The organism is Streptococcus sp. 2100 (assembly GCF_013276335.1).
Lineage (GTDB): Bacteria > Bacillota > Bacilli > Lactobacillales > Streptococcaceae > Streptococcus > Streptococcus pseudopneumoniae.
In genome coordinates this window covers 1-16,717 of record NZ_VMKV01000010.1, presented here as the reverse complement: position 1 = coordinate 16,717, position 16,717 = coordinate 1, and the positions used below count along the sequence as shown (strand labels likewise).

General features: G+C 42.2%; 13 protein-coding genes and 1 pseudogene. 11 read left to right on the top strand and 3 right to left on the bottom strand.

Annotated features, from left to right (window positions below; genetic code table 11):
* Positions 1-61: 61 nt before the first annotated feature.
* Complete coding sequence (locus tag HT669_RS01475; protein ID WP_172922324.1) at positions 62-628, bottom strand: amino acid ABC transporter permease; 567 nt, start codon at positions 626-628, stop codon at positions 62-64.
* Between the two features lie 237 nt (positions 629-865).
* Positions 866-1,495 (bottom strand): annotated as a pseudogene (locus HT669_RS01470) (amino acid ABC transporter ATP-binding protein); the annotation flags it as partial.
* 176 nt (positions 1,496-1,671) lie between these two features.
* On the opposite strand from HT669_RS01470, the gene recJ reads away from it, so the two are divergent.
* The 8 genes from recJ (at position 1,672) to HT669_RS01430 (ending at position 12,805) form a co-directional block, all read left to right on the top strand.
* Positions 1,672-3,894: a single-stranded-DNA-specific exonuclease RecJ gene (recJ, locus tag HT669_RS01465; RefSeq protein ID WP_172933606.1), complete on the top strand. Its 2,223-nt coding sequence runs from the start codon at positions 1,672-1,674 to the stop codon at positions 3,892-3,894.
* 325 nt (positions 3,895-4,219) lie between these two features.
* On the top strand, positions 4,220-5,881 hold the full coding sequence (locus HT669_RS01460) for a ribonuclease J (RefSeq protein WP_023939006.1): 1,662 nt from the start codon (positions 4,220-4,222) through the stop codon (positions 5,879-5,881).
* 68 nt (positions 5,882-5,949) lie between these two features.
* Complete coding sequence (locus HT669_RS01455) at positions 5,950-6,729, top strand: alpha/beta hydrolase family protein (protein WP_050975933.1); 780 nt, start codon at positions 5,950-5,952, stop codon at positions 6,727-6,729.
* Between the two features lie 130 nt (positions 6,730-6,859).
* The gene (locus tag HT669_RS01450) at positions 6,860-8,080 is read left to right on the top strand and encodes an aminoacyltransferase (protein WP_050971492.1); all 1,221 of its coding nucleotides are present in this window, start codon (positions 6,860-6,862) and stop codon (positions 8,078-8,080) included.
* Positions 8,081-8,084: 4 nt separating this feature from the next.
* A complete protein-coding gene (murN, locus tag HT669_RS01445; RefSeq protein WP_023936587.1) occupies positions 8,085-9,317 on the top strand; it encodes a peptidoglycan bridge formation alanyltransferase MurN in 1,233 nt (410 codons plus the stop codon).
* Between the two features lie 78 nt (positions 9,318-9,395).
* The gene (locus HT669_RS01440; RefSeq protein ID WP_050223146.1) at positions 9,396-10,097 is read left to right on the top strand and encodes a M57 family metalloprotease; all 702 of its coding nucleotides are present in this window, start codon (positions 9,396-9,398) and stop codon (positions 10,095-10,097) included.
* A gap of 37 nt (positions 10,098-10,134) precedes the next feature.
* Positions 10,135-11,982 carry an excinuclease ABC subunit UvrC gene (gene uvrC / locus HT669_RS01435; RefSeq protein ID WP_023936583.1) on the top strand — a complete coding sequence of 616 codons (1,848 nt, stop codon included), beginning with the start codon at positions 10,135-10,137 and terminating at the stop codon, positions 11,980-11,982.
* Positions 11,972-12,805: a metallophosphoesterase family protein gene (locus HT669_RS01430; RefSeq protein WP_023939002.1), complete on the top strand. Its 834-nt coding sequence runs from the start codon at positions 11,972-11,974 to the stop codon at positions 12,803-12,805. The genes uvrC and HT669_RS01430 overlap by 11 nt, the downstream gene beginning before the upstream one ends.
* A gap of 65 nt (positions 12,806-12,870) precedes the next feature.
* Here the strand turns inward: HT669_RS01430 and HT669_RS01425 are convergent, their stop codons facing one another.
* A complete protein-coding gene (locus tag HT669_RS01425) occupies positions 12,871-13,671 on the bottom strand; it encodes an amino acid ABC transporter substrate-binding protein (protein ID WP_050223147.1) in 801 nt (266 codons plus the stop codon).
* Between the two features lie 170 nt (positions 13,672-13,841).
* On the opposite strand from HT669_RS01425, the gene HT669_RS01420 reads away from it, so the two are divergent.
* From HT669_RS01420 to HT669_RS01410, 3 genes are read left to right on the top strand one after another with little or no spacing between them, the layout of a single operon-like run.
* The gene (locus tag HT669_RS01420; RefSeq protein WP_050223148.1) at positions 13,842-14,447 is read left to right on the top strand and encodes a nitroreductase family protein; all 606 of its coding nucleotides are present in this window, start codon (positions 13,842-13,844) and stop codon (positions 14,445-14,447) included.
* A gap of 12 nt (positions 14,448-14,459) precedes the next feature.
* A complete protein-coding gene (gene pepV, locus HT669_RS01415) occupies positions 14,460-15,860 on the top strand; it encodes a dipeptidase PepV (protein ID WP_023939001.1) in 1,401 nt (466 codons plus the stop codon).
* 42 nt (positions 15,861-15,902) lie between these two features.
* Complete coding sequence (locus HT669_RS01410) at positions 15,903-16,481, top strand: uracil-DNA glycosylase family protein (RefSeq protein WP_023938999.1); 579 nt, start codon at positions 15,903-15,905, stop codon at positions 16,479-16,481.
* Positions 16,482-16,717: the final 236 nt, after the last annotated feature.

The window sequence follows — 16,717 nt, the reverse complement described above, 5'->3', positions numbered from 1 at the left end:
TCAGTAACCATACATACGGCAAGGTGAAGCTGACGTGGTTTGAAGAGATTTTCGAAGAGTATTATTCTGCAGCTTGTTGCCAACGTTTTGCTAGCATATGAGATAGGCTAGAAATGGCTAGGTTAAAGCTGAAGTAGATGAGGGCAATCAGTATATAAAGACTGAAGACCTGCTCTGGTTCGAAATAACGGCCCATGAGAATTTGCCTGGCTCCAAAGAGTTCTTGTAGGGCGATAACAGAGTAGAGGAGACTGGTATCCTTAATCACGGTTACAAACTGAGAAATGATGGCTGGCAGCATTTTACGAATGGCTTGTGGGAGAATGATGTAGTAGAGGATTTGGGCTGAAGTGAAGCCTTGTGACATTCCTGCTGGAGTGGATTTCATCTTGAAAATTAAAAAGATAGTAAAGATCCAGAGAAGGTTGGGAACGTTGCGCACAAATTCGATATAAATGCTGGAAATAATACGCAAGACAGGATTTTTGCCATTTCTCATGACAGCTAGCACCGTACCGATAAGGGTAGAGAGGACGATGGCAATCAGAGAAATGTAGAGGGTCAAGCCAAATCCTTTAAAGATAAAGACTAGGTTATCTGGGGTCAAAACTTCTAAAATGGATTCCATAGTAACCTCCTAAAGTGAATAGGCTTTTTTATTAGCTTGTTCCATCTTGCGACCAAACTGGGCAACAGGGAAGCATAGAGAAAAGTAGAGAAGGGCAGCGCCTAGAAAGGCTGGAATGTAGTTTCCGTTAAGTGCTGACCAAGACTTGGTCACAAACATCAAGTCCACTCCAGAGATGATAGCGACTGTTGAGGTGTTCTTGATGAGGTTGACAATTTGGTTGGTCAAAGGAGGGAGAATGATGCGGTCGGCAACTTCACGGGCAAAGCCCATTTCATGGGTAACGACAATCATATTCATACCATCGTGGGCCAATTTTTGCATAACCGCTAGAACATCACCGATGGTTTCAGGGTCAAGAGCAGATGTTGGTTCATCAAAGAGAAGAAGCTCAGGATGCATAGCGAGTCCACGTGCAATGGCAATCCGTTGCTTTTGTCCACCAGACAGCATAGCTGGATAAGAATCTTTCTTGTCCCACATATTTACAAATTCCAGATATTTTTGGGCTGTTTTTTCAGCTTCTTTTTTATCAATTCCTAGAACTTTTATGGGTGCGAGTGTTACGTTTTCTAACACTGTTTTATGCGGATAGAGGTTAAAATGCTGGAAAACCATGCCGACTTCCTTACGAAGAGGCACCAAATCTTTCTGGCTGGCACCAGCAACTTGGTGGCCATTGACTAGAAGACTTCCCTTGTCAACAGCCTCCAAACCATTGATGGTGCGGATAAGAGTGGATTTTCCAGAACCAGATGGTCCGAGTAGGACAACGACTTGTCCTTTTTCAAAACGGAGATTGATGTCGCGGAGTGCGTGGTAGTCTCCGTAATATTTTTCGACGTGTTCAAATTCTACTAAAGCCATAAGGAGTCTCCTTTGCATTAGATTTTATAACATGATTCTGCACCAAAAGATTTGTCTTGTCAAATCATATCTGAAAAAATTCACTAAAATTTTATAAAAAAGCAATCTGGATAGAGAAAACGTCTAAATCATGTTATAATGAAGCAATAGAATTCTTAGAAAGAGTGGATGTCTTTTTGATAACACCTACTTATGAATGGCAGTTTGCCCCGCAGGTAGAAGATGCGGATTTTACAAAGATAGCCAAGAAGGCTGGACTGGATCCTGAGGTGGCTCGGTTATTGTTTGAGAGAGGGATTCAGGACCAAGAAAGTCTGAAGAAGTTTTTAGAACCTTCCTTGGAGAATTTGCATGACCCTTATCTGCTCCATGATATGGACAAGGCAGTGGAACGGATTCGTCAGGCCATTGAAGAAGGGGAAAATATTCTCGTTTATGGAGACTACGATGCGGATGGCATGACTTCGGCTTCGATTGTGAAGGAAAGTTTGGAACAACTTGGTGCTGAGTGCCGAGTTTACCTGCCAAATCGTTTTACCGATGGCTATGGCCCTAATGCTAGTGTTTATAAATACTTTATCGAGCAAGAAGGGATTTCCTTGATTGTGACGGTGGACAATGGGGTTGTTGGTCATGAGGCTATTGCATTGGCTCAGTCTATGGGAGTAGATGTCATTGTGACTGACCACCATTCCATGCCTGAAACCCTACCAGATGCCTATGCCATCGTTCATCCTGAACATCCGGATGCGGACTATCCTTTCAAATATTTGGCTGGTTGTGGAGTTGCTTTCAAGTTGGCTTGTGCCCTGTTAGAAGAAGTACAAGTGGAATTGCTTGATTTGGTCGCTATTGGTACCATTGCTGATATGGTTAGTTTGACAGATGAGAACCGTATCTTGGTTCAGTATGGTCTGGAAATGTTGGGACATACTCAGCGCATTGGTTTACAAGAAATGCTGGATATGGCTGGGATTGCCGCCAACGAAGTAACAGAAGAAACGGTTGGTTTCCAGATTGCTCCTCGTTTGAATGCCTTGGGCCGCTTGGATGATCCCAATCCTGCCATTGATTTGCTGACTGGATTTGATGATGAGGAAGCGCATGAGATTGCCCTTATGATTCACCAGAAAAACGAAGAGCGCAAGGAAATCGTTCAGTCTATCTATGAAGAAGCCAAGACCATGGTGGATCCTGAGAAGAAGGTTCAGGTCTTGGCCAAGGAAGGCTGGAATCCTGGGGTTCTAGGAATCGTGGCTGGCCGTTTGTTGGAAGAACTAGGGCAGACAGTTATTGTTCTTAATATAGAAGACGATCGTGCCAAGGGTAGTGCTCGTAGTGTGGAAGCGGTCGATATTTTTGAGGCTCTGGATCCTCATCGAGACCTCTTCATCGCCTTTGGTGGCCATGCTGGTGCGGCTGGCATGACGCTGGAAGTTGAGAAACTCTCAGATTTATCTCAGGTTTTGGAAGATTATGTCCGTGAAAAAGGCGCGGATGCTGGTGGCAAGAACAAGTTAAATCTAGATGAAGAGCTGGATTTGGAGGCTTTGAGTCTTGAAACAGTCAAGAACTTTGAGCGCTTGGCACCTTTTGGAATGGATAATCAGAAACCTGTCTTTTATATCAAGGATTTTCAGGTCGAAAGTGCCCGTACTATGGGGGCAGGTAATGCCCATCTCAAGTTGAAAATTTCCAAAGGTGAGGAGAGTTTTGAAGTGGTAGCCTTTGGCCAAGGTAGATGGGCGACAGAGTTTTCCCAAACCAAGAATCTAGAGCTGGCAGTCAAATTGTCTGTCAACCAATGGAATGGCCAAACTGCCCTGCAGTTGATGATGGTGGATGCGCGTGTGGAGGGTGTTCAACTTTTTAACATCCGTGGGAAGAATGCAGTCTTGCCAGAAGGGGTTCCAGTCTTGGATTTTGCTGGGGAACTGCCCAATTTAGTAAATAGTGATGCTGTGGTTGTAAAAATCATTCCTGAGGATATTACTCAGCTGAAGACCATTTTTCAGGAGCAGAATTTTTCTGCTGTCTATTTCAAAAATGATATTGACAAGGCCTATTATCTGACAGGTTATGGGACTAGAGATCAGTTTGCCAAATTGTACAAGACTATTTACCAGTTCCCAGAGTTTGATATTCGCTACAAGCTGAAAGATTTGGCTACTTATCTCAATATCCAACAAATCTTGTTGGTCAAGATGATTCAAGTCTTTAAAGAACTAGGCTTTGTGACCATCAAAGATGGGGTCATGACAGTTAATAAAGAGGCACCAAAGCGGGAGATAGGGGAAAGTCAGATTTACCAGAATCTCAAACAAACCGTCAAAGACCAGGAAATGATGGCGCTGGGTACTGTGCAAGAAATTTATGACTTTTTGATGGAAAAAGAGTAGAAGTTAGAAAAGAGTTGGGCAACCAGCTCTTTTTTGAAAACAAATCTTCATTTTGAAAATCATCAAAAAAATGGTATAATGGTAGGAAAAGATTCGGCTAATACTCAATGAAAATCAGAGAGCAAACTAGGAAGCTAGCCGCAGGCTGCTCAAAGCACGACTTTGAGGTTGTAGATGAAACTGACGAAGTCAGTAACCATACATACGGTAAGGCGAAGCTGACGTGGTTTGAAGAGATTTTCGAAGAGTATAAAAGTAATAGTGCTTTTAGAATAAGAGGGCAAGCGACCCTATAATCAAGATAAACGAAGCTTTCGGAGGAAAAATGAGTAATATCAGTTTAACAACACTTGGTGGTGTACGTGAAAACGGGAAAAATATGTATATGGCTGAAATCGATGGATCTATTTTCGTTTTGGATGCAGGTCTGAAATATCCTGAAAATGAACAACTAGGGGTGGATGTGGTCATTCCAAATATGGACTACCTTTTTGAAAACAGTGACCGTATCGCTGGCGTCTTCTTGACCCACGGACATGCGGATGCTATTGGTGCTCTGCCTTATCTATTGGCTGAAGCCAAGGTACCTGTATTTGGCTCTGAGTTGACCATTGAGTTGGCCAAACTCTTTGTCAAAGGAAATGACACAGTTAAGAAATTCAATGATTTCCATGTTATCGATGAAGATACGGAGATTGATTTTGGAGGGACTGTGGTGTCCTTCTTCCGTACGACCCACTCTATCCCAGAAAGTCTGGGTGTTGTCTTGAAGACAGCTGAAGGTAGCATCGTTTACACAGGTGACTTCAAATTTGACCAGACAGCTAGTGAATCTTATGCGACAGACTTTGCTCGTTTGGCGGAAATCGGTCGTGACGGAGTTCTAGCTCTGCTCAGTGATTCAGCCAATGCGGACAGCAATATCCAAGTGGCTAGCGAAAGTGAAGTTGGGGATGAAATCACTCAAACCATTTCTGATTGGGAGGGACGTATCATCGTTGCAGCGGTAGCTAGCAACCTCTCTCGTATCCAGCAGGTGTTTGACGCTGCGGATGCAACAGGCCGCCGTGTGGTCTTGACAGGATTCGATATTGAAAATATCGTCCGTACTGCTATTCGCCTTAAGAAATTGTCTCTAGCTAACGAGAGTCTTTTGATTAAGCCAAAAGATATGTCTCGCTTTGAAGACCATGAGTTGATTATCCTTGAGACAGGTCGTATGGGTGAGCCAATCAACGGTCTTCGCAAGATGTCAATTGGTCGTCACCGTTATGTGGAAATCAAGGACGGTGACTTGGTCTATATCGTAACGACTCCATCTATCGCCAAAGAAGCGGTCATGGCGCGTGTGGAAAACATGATTTACCAAGCTGGCGGTGTTGTCAAATTGATCACCCAAAGCTTACGTGTGTCAGGACATGGAAATGCGCGTGATTTGCAGTTGATGATTAATCTCTTGCAACCCAAGTATCTCTTCCCGATTCAAGGGGAATACCGTGAGTTGGATGCCCATGCTAAGGCTGCTATGGCAGTTGGGATGTTGCCAGAACGCATTTTCATCCCTAAAAAGGGAACCAGCATGGCTTATGAGAATGGGGACTTTGTCCCAGCTGGTGCGGTTTCAGCAGGGGATGTCTTGATTGACGGGAATGCCATTGGTGATGTTGGTAATGTGGTTCTTCGTGACCGTAAGGTCTTGTCAGAGGACGGTATTTTCATCGTCGCAATCACCGTTAACCGTCGTGAGAAGAAAATTGTGGCCAAGGCCCGTGTTCACACGCGTGGATTTGTTTATCTCAAGAAGAGCCGCGATATTCTCCGTGAAAGTTCAGAATTGATTAACAAAACGGTAGAAGACTATCTGCAAGGAGATGACTTTGACTGGGCAGATCTTAAAGGCAAGGTTCGGGATAATCTGACCAAGTATCTCTTTGATCAAACTAAGCGTCGTCCAGCTATTCTACCAGTAGTCATGGAAGCAAAATAATCATTGAAATAAGTAAAGATAAAGTCTAGTTTCGGCTTTTTCTTATCGGAAAATAGAAGGAGAAAATCATGGCAGTAATGAAAATCGAGTATTACTCACAAGTTTTGGATATGGAGTGGGGAGTGAATGTCCTCTACCCCGATGCCAATCGAGTGGAAGAACCAGATTGTGAAGATATTCCCGTCTTGTACCTCTTGCACGGGATGTCTGGCAATCATAATAGTTGGCTCAAGCGGACCAATGTAGAACGCTTGCTTCGAGCTACTAATCTCATTGTTGTTATGCCTAATACCAGCAACGGTTGGTACACCGATACCCAATATGGTTTTGACTACTACACGGCTCTAGCAGAGGAATTGCCACAGGTTTTGAAACGCTTCTTCCCTAATATGACCAGTAAGCGTGAAAAGACCTTTATCGCTGGTCTCTCCATGGGAGGCTACGGCTGTTTCAAATTGGCTCTTGCGACAAATCGTTTTTCTCATGCAGCTAGTTTTTCAGGTGCTCTCAGCTTTCAAAATTTTTCTCCTGAGAGCCAAAATCTGGGAAGTCCAGCCTACTGGAGAGGTGTTTTTGGAGAGATTAGAGACTGGACAACTAGTCCCTATTCTCTTGAAAGTCTGGCTAAAAAATCGGATAAAAAGACCAAACTTTGGGCGTGGTGTGGCGAACAGGATTTCTTGTATGAAGCCAATAATCTAGCAGTGAAAAATCTCAAAAAATTAGGTTTTGATGTGACCTATAGCCATAGCGCTGGAACTCACGAGTGGTATTATTGGGAAAAACAATTGGAACGGTTTCTAGCAACCCTGCCAATCGATTTCAAATTAGAAGAGAGATTGAGTTAGTTTTTTATAAATGAACCACTATCTATAGTTATTCTTGGCTTCAAAACAATGATGGAAGTCTGTTTTCACTAGACTTTTCAAACGAAAGTAGTAGAATAGTAATAAGATATTGGAGGAAAGAGAGTAGGAAATGTACCGTTATCAAATTGGCATTCCCACATTAGAATATGATCAGTTTGTCAAAGAACATGAATTAGCCAATGTATTACAAAGTAGTGCTTGGGAAGAAGTGAAGTCTGATTGGCAACATGAGAAGTTTGGTGTTTACAGGGAAGAAAAATTACTGGCGACAGCTAGTATTTTGATTAGAACTCTTCCGTTAGGCTATAAAATGTTTTACATCCCAAGAGGGCCTATATTGGATTATGGGGATACAGAACTCTTGAGTTTTGTCATTCAGTCTATTAAGTCTTATGCTCGCAGTAAGAGAGCGGTTTTTGTGACTTTCGATCCAAGCATTTGTCTATCTCAACATTTGGTTAATCAAGATAAAAGAGAATATCCTGAAAATCTGGCTATTATTGATAGTTTGCAACAAATGGGAGTAAGGTGGTCAGGAAAAACAGAGGAAATGGGAGACACCATTCAACCTCGTATTCAGGCGAAAATATACAAGGAAAATTTTGAAGAAGATAAACTTTCCAAGTCAACAAAACAGGCTATTCGAACAGCACGGAATAAGGGGGTAGAGATTCAATTTGGTGGAACTGAATTATTGGACTCTTTTTCCTTTTTGATGAAAAAAACCGAGAAGCGGAAAGAGATTCATTTGAGGAATGAAGCCTATTATAAAAAGTTGTTAGATAATTTTAAGGACAAGGCCTACATCACCTTGGCAACCTTGGATGTCTCTAAACGTTCGCAAGAATTAGAAGAACAGTTAGCGAAAAACAGAGCCTTGGAAGAGACCTTTACTGATTCGACTCGAACTTCAAAAGTAGAAGCGCAGAAGAAGGAAAAAGAACGTTTGTTAGAGGAATTGACTTTCCTGCAGGAATATATGGATGCAGGTCAAGCAAGAGTTCCCTTAGCGGCTACCTTGACTTTAGAATTCGGACAAACTTCTGTCAATCTATACGCAGGAATGGATGAAGATTTTAGACGTTATAAAGCTCCTATTTTGACTTGGTATGAGACAGCTCGATATTCCTTTGAACGTGGCATTTTATGGCAAAATTTAGGAGGCGTCGAGAATGCTTTAGATGGTGGACTCTATCGTTTTAAAGCTAATTTTAATCCAACGATCGAAGAATACTTGGGTGAATTTACAATTCCTACCCATCCTCTCTATCCTCTGTTAAGACTTGCTCTTGATTTCCGTAAAACATTAAGAAAAAAACATAGAAAGTAAGTATATGGCACTAACTACACTCACGAAAGAAGAGTTTCGTACTTATTCTGATCAGGTTTCTTCTCGTTCCTTTATGCAATCTGTTCAGATGGGGGACTTGTTAGAAAAAAGAGGGGCTCGAATTGTTTATCTTGCTTTGAAACAAGGAGGAGAGATTCAAGTTGCAGCTCTGGTTTATAGCTTGCCCATGCTGGGTGGTCTGCATATGGAGATCAATTCGGGGCCGATTTATACCCAACAAGATGCTCTTCCAGTTTTTTATGCGGAGTTAAAAGAATATGCCAAGCAAAATGGCGTATTAGAGCTGCTTGTAAAACCTTATGAAACTTATCAAACTTTTGATAGCCAAGGTAATCCAATAGATGCTGAGAAAAAAAGTATCATTCAAGGTTTAACTGATTTAGGTTATCAATTTGATGGATTGACAAGAGGTTACCCAGGTGGAGAACCAGATTGGTTATACTATAAAGATTTAACTGAATTAACTGAAAAGAGTTTGCTTAAAAGTTTTAGCAAAAAGGGTAAACCCTTGGTGAAAAAGGCTGAAACCTTTGGCATTCGGTTGAAAAAGTTAAAACGTGAAGAACTATCGATTTTTAAGAATATCACAAAAGAAACCTCTGAACGTAGAGAATATAGTGATAAAAGTTTAGAATATTATGAGCATTTTTATGATACTTTTGGAGAACAAGCGGAGTTTCTCATAGCAAGCTTAAATTTTTCGGACTATATGAGCAAATTGCAAGGTGAACAAAGTAAACTAGAAGAAAACTTGAACAAGTTGCGACTTGATTTGAGTAAAAATCCTCATTCTGAGAAAAAACAAAATCAACTGAGAGAATATTCTAGTCAATTTGAAACATTTGAAGTTCGAAAAGCAGAAGCGCGAGACTTGATTGAAAAATATGGAGAAGAAGATATTGTTTTAGCCGGGAGTTTATTTGTTTATATGCCTCAGGAAACGACTTATCTCTTTAGTGGTTCCTACACTGAATTTAATAAGTTCTATGCCCCTGCACTGCTTCAAAAATATGTTATGTTGGAAAGCATAAAACGTGGAATACCTAAATACAACTTCCTAGGCATTCAAGGGATTTTTGATGGAAGTGATGGTGTTTTGCGTTTTAAACAGAATTTTAATGGCTATATTGTACGCAAAGCAGGTACTTTCCGTTACCATCCATCACCTTTAAAATGCAAAGCTATCCAGTTGCTCAAAAAAATAGTAGGACGTTAAGATGAAAAAGCCAGTATTTAGCTTTCTTTCAGCTTCTTTTAGTAAAATACTCTTTATTTGCTAGAAAGGTGGAGAGACATGCGCTGGCTTTTTCGTTTGATAGGGGCTTTCTTTTCTTTTGTGTGGCGTTTGTTTTGGCGTCTGGTTTGGATAGTTGTGCTCTTATGTGTGCTTGCTTTCGGACTTCTCTGGTATCTGAACGGGGATTTTCAAGGAGCGCTAAAGCAAGCAGGACGGTCAGTAAAAATTGGTCAACAAAGTATTGACCAATGGGAGAAAACAGGGCAACTGCCTAAGTTAAGCCAGACAGATAGTTACCAGCATTCTGAAGGAAGGTGGCCACAGGCCTCTGCTCGTATTTACCTGGATCCGCAGATGGATTCACGCTTTCAAGAGGCTTATGTAGAAGCAATCCAGAACTGGAATCAAACTGGTGCTTTTAACTTTGAACTCGTGACTGAGTCTAGTAAGGCGGATATTACGGCTACGGAGATGAACGACGGAGGCACTCCTGTGGCAGGAGCGGCGGAAAGTCAAACTAATCTCTTAACAGGGCAATTCTTATCCGTAACGGTGCGCTTGAATCATTATTATCTGTCCAATCCTGACTATGGCTATTCCTATGAGCGCCTTGTCCATACGGCAGAACATGAGTTGGGGCATGCGATTGGCTTGGATCATACAGATGAGAAGTCTGTCATGCAACCAGCAGGTTCTTTTTATGGTATCCAGGAAGAGGATGTTGAAAGACTTCGAAAATTATATGAGACCAATGAGTAGGGGACTATTTTCCCTACTTTTTTGCTATAATGGAATTATGAACAACTTGATTAAATCAAAACTAGAGCTCTTGCCGACCAGCCCTGGTTGTTACATTCACAAGGATAAAAACGGCACCATTATCTATGTAGGAAAGGCTAAAAATCTGCGTAACCGCGTGCGGTCCTATTTCCGTGGAAGTCATGATACCAAAACAGAGGCTTTGGTGTCTGAAATTGTAGATTTTGAATTTATCGTTACGGAGTCTAATATTGAGGCACTTCTCCTAGAAATCAACCTGATTAAGGAAAATAAGCCTAAATACAATATCATGCTCAAGGATGACAAGTCCTATCCCTTCATCAAAATCACTAATGAGCGCTATCCACGCTTGATTATCACTCGTCAGGTCAAGAAGGACGGAGGTCTCTACTTTGGTCCCTATCCAGATGTGGGGGCGGCCAATGAAATCAAGCGACTACTGGATCGGATTTTCCCTTTTCGTAAGTGTACCAATCCACCGTCTAAGGTCTGTTTTTACTACCATATCGGCCAATGCATGAGCCACACCATCTGTAAGAAGGATGAGGACTATTTCAAGTCTATGGCTCAGGAGGTTTCTGATTTTCTGAAAGGCCAAGATGATAAAATCATTGATAACCTCAAGGGCAAAATGGCAGCGGCGGCTCAGACTATGGAGTTTGAACGTGCGGCGGAATACCGTGACCTGATTCAGGCTATTGGAACGCTTCGAACCAAGCAACGGGTCATGGCTAAGGATCTCCAAAATCGCGATGTCTTTGGCTACTATGTGGATAAGGGCTGGATGTGTGTGCAAGTTTTCTTTGTTCGTCAGGGCAAGCTCATCGAGCGCGATGTCAATCTATTCCCCTACTTCAATGACCCAGATGAGGATTTTTTGACCTATGTAGGACAATTCTATCAAGAAAAATCTCATCTAGTTCCCAATGAGGTACTGATTCCGCAGGATATTGACCAAGAAGCTGTCAAGGCTTTGGTGGATTCCAAGATTCTTAAGCCTCAACGTGGAGAGAAAAAGCAGCTGGTCAATTTAGCTATAAAAAATGCACGCGTTAGTCTGGAGCAGAAATTTAACCTGCTAGAAAAATCAGTCGAAAAGACCCAAGGAGCTATTGAAAATCTAGGACGTTTGCTCCAAATTCCGACTCCAGTTCGCATCGAGTCCTTCGATAATTCCAACATCATGGGGACTAGTCCTGTTTCAGCTATGGTGGTCTTTGTCAACGGCAAACCAAGTAAAAAAGATTATCGTAAGTATAAAATCAAGACTGTCGTTGGACCAGACGACTATGCCAGTATGCGTGAGGTTATTCGCAGACGTTATGGTCGAGTACAACGAGAAGGTTTGACTCCTCCAGATTTGATTGTCATTGATGGGGGACAAGGGCAAGTCAATATCGCCAAGCAAGTCATCCAAGAGGAACTAGGTTTGGATATTCCAATTGCAGGTCTGCAAAAGAATGATAAGCACCAAACCCATGAATTGCTCTTTGGAGATCCGCTGGAAGTGGTGGACTTGTCTCGCAATTCTCAGGAATTTTTCCTCCTCCAACGCATTCAAGATGAGGTACACCGCTTTGCTATCACTTTCCACCGCCAACTGCGCTCTAAAAATTCCTTTTCATCACAATTGGATGGGATTGACGGTCTGGGATCTAAACGCAAGCAAAATCTCATGAGGCACTTCAAGTCTCTGACCAAAATCAAGGAAGCAAGTGTGGATGAGATTGTCGAGGTCGGAGTACCAAGAGCAGTAGCAGAAGCAGTTCAGAGGAAGTTGAATCCGCAGGAGGCAGAAGTCTTGCCTCAAGTGGCGGAAGAAAGTGTAGAATACCAAACAGAAGGAGACCATCATGAACCATAAAATCGCAATTTTATCAGATATTCATGGCAATGCGACGGCGCTAGAAGCAGTGATTGCAGATGCTAAAAATCAAGGAGTCAGCGAATACTGGCTTCTGGGAGATATTTTTCTTCCTGGTCCAGGCGCAAATGACTTAGTCGCCCTGCTAAAGGACCTTCCTATCACAACCAGTGTTCGAGGCAATTGGGATGATCGTGTCCTTGAGGCCTTGGATGGCGAATATGGTTTGGAACATCCGAAAGAAATCCAGTCAATGCGCATGACCCAGTTTTTGATGGAGCAAATGGATCCTGCAACGATTGTCTGGCTACGAAGCTTGCCTTTGCTGGAAAAGAAAGAAATTGACGGATTGCGCTTTTCTATCTCTCATAATTTGCCAAATAAGAACTATGGTGGTGACTTGCTAGTTGAGAATGATACAGAGAAATTTGACCAACTCCTCGATGAGGAAACGGACGTGGCAGTCTATGGTCATGTTCACAAGCAGTTGCTTCGTTATGGCAGTCAAGGGCAACAAATCATCAATCCAGGGTCGATTGGCATGCCCTATTTTAATTGGGAGGCGTTAAAAAATCACCGTGCCCAGTATGTCGTGATAGAAGTTGAAGATGGGGAATTGGTAAATATCCTATTTCGTAAAGTCGCTTATGACTATGAAGCGGAGTTAGAACTGGCCAAGTCCAAGGGGCTTCCCTTTATCGAAATGTATGAAGAACTACGTCGTGAAGATAACTATCAGGGACACAATCTGGAATTATTAGCAAGCTTAATAGAAAAGCATGGGTATGTAGAAGATGTGAAGAATTTTTTTGATTTTTTGTAAGAGTTTCCTAAAATAACCAATGCAAATTAAAAACGATTGGCTCGTCCAATCGCTTTTAGTATATCTTATTGTAACTGAGATTGATCTGGGAGATAAGAACCACCTAGATAGGTATTGCTGAGTTTTTCGAGTGTTCCGTCTTGGTAGAGTTCTTTGAGTGCTTTATCAAATTGTTCTTTAAACTCTTTTTGGTCGCTTGAGAAAACAATATAATTGTTGGGGCTATCGACAGAAGGTAAATCAACAACTGAGAGATCTAGGTCGCGGTCCTTGATGATCTTTTGAACGGATACCTTGTCAAAGACTAGGAAATCAAATTCACCGTTAGCAAGGTCTAGGATTCGTTTACCGATATCTTCACCAGAAAAATCGATAGTAGCAGGATTGTCAGTGTGTTTCTGATTCCAGTTATTGATGAATTGAGCGTTTGAAGTTCCGGTATCCTCTTGCGTTGTTTTGCCAGCAATTTGATCAAGAGAAGTCAAAGGATTTTTCTTGTTGCTAACAAGGACGAGGGGATTGTTGGAAATCGGAAGCGAGTATAGGTATTTTTCAGCACGCTCTTTTGTGTAACTCAAGTTATTGGCAGCTGCTTGATAGTGACCAGAATCAAGTCCAGGGAAGATACTTTCCCAGGCAGTTCTTTGGAATTGAATCTCGTAGTCGCTGAGTTTTTCATCCACTGCTTTTAGAACTTCGATATCGAAGCCTGTCAGATTTCCCTTGTCTTCGTAGTCAAATGGCGGCACGTCGCCAGCTGTAGCAAGGACGATTGTCTTTTGAGCGCTAGTCTCTTTGGGTGTAGATTGATTCCCACAGGCAACCAAAAATGGTAGGATAGCTAGTAATAGGCTAAATTTTTTCATACTGTCTCCATTCAAATGTAAAGTACTTGCTAGTTTATCAGAAATGTTCCTGATAAACCAATATATATCTTTTATGTCTGTGATAGAAAAACTTAATCATGAAAAATCCCTGCAAGCTCTTTCAAATTATGGTAGAATGGAAGCAGTAGAATTAGAAAAGGAAATCGATTATGAAATTTCTTGAATTAAATAAAAAACGTCATGCGACTAAGCATTTCACTGATAAGCCAGTTGATCCAAAAGATGTGCGTACGGCTATCGAAATTGCAACCTTGGCACCAAGTGCCCACAACAGCCAGCCTTGGAAATTTGTGGTGGTACGTGAGAAAAATGCCGAACTAGCAAAATTGGCTTACGGTTCCAACTTTGAACAGGTATCATCAGCGCCTGTAACTATTGCCCTCTTTACGGATACAGACCTTGCCAAACGTGCTCGTAAGATTGCCCGAGTTGGTGGTGCTAACAATTTCTCAGAAGAACAACTTCAATACTTCATGAAAAATTTGCCAGCTGAATTTGCACGCTACAATGAACAACAAGTCAGCGACTACCTAGCCCTCAATGCAGGTTTGGTTGCTATGAACTTGGTTCTAGCTCTTACAGACCAAGGGATTGGTTCCAACATTATCCTTGGTTTTGACAAATCAAAAGTTAATGAAGTTTTGGAAATCGCAGACCGTTTCCGCCCAGAACTCTTGATCACAGTGGGTTATACAGACGAAAAATTGCAACCAAGCTACCGCTTGCCAGTAGATGAAATCATCGAGAAAAGATAGAAAGAAGAAAAAATGACAGCAATTGATTTTACAGCAGAAGTAGAAAAACGCAAAGAAGACCTCTTGGCTGACTTGTTTAGCCTTTTGGAAATCAATTCAGAACGTGATGACAGCAAGGTTGATGCTGAACATCCATTTGGGCCTGGTCCAGTAAAAGCCTTGGAGAAATTCCTTGAAATCGCAGACCGTGATGGCTACCCAACTAAGAATGTCGATAACTACGCAGGACATTTTGAGTTTGGTGATGGAGAAGAAGTTCTCGGAATCTTTGCCCACATGGATGTGGTGCCTGCTGGTAGCGGTTGGGACACAGACCCTTACACACCAACTATCAAAGATGGTCGCCTTTATGCGCGTGGGGCTTCAGATGACAAGGGACCTACAACAGCTTGCTACTATGGTTTGAAAATCATCAAAGAATTGGGCCTTCCAACTTCTAAGAAAGTTCGCTTCATCGTTGGAACAGACGAAGAATCAGGTTGGGCAGACATGGACTACTACTTTGAGCACGTAGGACTTGCCAAACCAGATTTCGGTTTCTCACCAGATGCTGAATTTCCAATCATCAATGGTGAAAAAGGAAATATCACGGAATACCTCCACTTTGCAGGAGAAAATACAGGTGCTGCCCGTCTTCACAGCTTTACAGGTGGTTTACGTGAAAACATGGTACCAGAATCAGCAACAGCAGTCGTTTCAGGTGATTTAGCTGACTTGCAAGCTAAACTAGATGCCTTTGTTGCAGAACACAAACTTAGAGGAGAACTCCAAGAAGAAGCTGGCCAATACAAGGTGACGATCATTGGTAAATCAGCCCATGGTGCTATGCCTGCTTCAGGTGTCAATGGCGCAACTTACCTTGCCCTCTTCCTCAGCCAGTTTGGCTTTGCTGGTCCAGCCAAAGACTACCTTGACATCGCAGGTAAAATTCTATTGAACGATCATGAGGGTGAAAATCTCAAGATTGCTCATGTGGATGAAAAGATGGGTGCTCTTTCTATGAATGCTGGCGTCTTCCGCTTCGATGAAACAAGTGCTGATAATACCATTGCCCTTAATATCCGCTATCCAAAAGGAACAAGTCCAGAACAAATCAAGTCAATCCTAGAAAACTTGCCAGTTGCTTCTGTCAGTCTATCAGAACATGGTCACACGCCTCACTATGTGCCAATGGAAGATCCACTTGTGCAAACCTTGTTGAATGTCTATGAAAAACAAACTGGCCTTAAAGGTCACGAGCAAGTTATCGGTGGTGGAACCTTTGGTCGCTTGTTAGAGCGCGGAGTTGCCTATGGTGCTATGTTCCCAGACTCAATTGACACCATGCACCAAGCCAATGAATTTATCGCCTTGGATGATCTCTTCCGAGCAGCAGCAATCTATGCCGAAGCTATTTATGAATTGATCAAATAAAACGATAGAAGTCTGAGATTGTATGCTTGGACTGGAAAGTAGATGTCTCAAATTGAAAGAATCAAGCAGGCTATCATGGCGGATCCGCAGAATGCTAGCTATACAGAGCGTGGCATCGAGCCTCTTTTTGCAGCACCAAAGACTGCTCGCATCAATATCATCGGTCAAGCACCGGGGCTTAAAACACAGGAGGCAGGCCTTTACTGGAAGGATAAGAGTGGTGACCGCCTGAGAGACTGGCTAGGTGTGGATGAAGATGCCTTTTACAATTCAGGTTATTTTGCTGTTTTGCCTATGGATTTCTACTTTCCAGGGCATGGTAAGTCAGGCGACCTGCCACCGCGAACTGGTTTTGCAGAAAAATGGCATCCGCAGCTCTTACAGGAATTGCCTGATATTCAGTTAACCCTCTTGATTGGGCAATATGCCCAAGCCTACTATTTACAGGAGAAAATCAGTGGGAAGGTAACGGAGAGGGTGAAACACTATAAAGACTATCTGCCAACCTATTTTCCACTAGTTCACCCCTCACCACGAAATCAAATCTGGATGGCCAAAAATCCTTGGTTTGAGTCAGAAGTGGTGCCAGATTTGAAAAAAAGAATTAAAACCATTTTATAGTCAATGAAAATCAAAGAGCAAACTAGGAAGCTAGCCGCAGGTTGCTCAAAGTACAGCTTTGAGGTTGTGGATAGAACTGACAGAAACAGTATCATATACCTATGACAAGGTGAAGCTGACGAGGCCTGAAAAGATTTTCGCAGTGTATAAAAAATTTAGGTCAAGAATAGATATAGGTAACTTAAACTGTGATTGAAATCTGATAAAATAATGATATTACTAAGTTTTAAAAACTA

Excerpts from the sequence above, each read along its gene's own strand:
- HT669_RS01410 (WP_023938999.1), top strand. The coding sequence starts at position 15,903 with ATGTCTCAAATTGAAAGAATCAAGCAGGCTATCATGGCGGATCCGCAG.
- HT669_RS01430 (WP_023939002.1), top strand. The coding sequence starts at position 11,972 with ATGAACCATAAAATCGCAATTTTATCAGATATTCATGGCAATGCGACG.
- HT669_RS01420 (WP_050223148.1), top strand. The coding sequence starts at position 13,842 with ATGAAATTTCTTGAATTAAATAAAAAACGTCATGCGACTAAGCATTTC.
- HT669_RS01455 (WP_050975933.1), top strand. The coding sequence starts at position 5,950 with ATGGCAGTAATGAAAATCGAGTATTACTCACAAGTTTTGGATATGGAG.
- murN (WP_023936587.1), top strand. The coding sequence starts at position 8,085 with ATGGCACTAACTACACTCACGAAAGAAGAGTTTCGTACTTATTCTGAT.
- HT669_RS01425 (WP_050223147.1), bottom strand. The coding sequence starts at position 13,671 with ATGAAAAAATTTAGCCTATTACTAGCTATCCTACCATTTTTGGTTGCC.
- HT669_RS01450 (WP_050971492.1), top strand. The coding sequence starts at position 6,860 with ATGTACCGTTATCAAATTGGCATTCCCACATTAGAATATGATCAGTTT.
- pepV (WP_023939001.1), top strand. The coding sequence starts at position 14,460 with ATGACAGCAATTGATTTTACAGCAGAAGTAGAAAAACGCAAAGAAGAC.
- HT669_RS01460 (WP_023939006.1), top strand. The coding sequence starts at position 4,220 with ATGAGTAATATCAGTTTAACAACACTTGGTGGTGTACGTGAAAACGGG.
- HT669_RS01440 (WP_050223146.1), top strand. The coding sequence starts at position 9,396 with ATGCGCTGGCTTTTTCGTTTGATAGGGGCTTTCTTTTCTTTTGTGTGG.
- uvrC (WP_023936583.1), top strand. The coding sequence starts at position 10,135 with ATGAACAACTTGATTAAATCAAAACTAGAGCTCTTGCCGACCAGCCCT.
- HT669_RS01475 (WP_172922324.1), bottom strand. The coding sequence starts at position 628 with ATGGAATCCATTTTAGAAGTTTTGACCCCAGATAACCTAGTCTTTATC.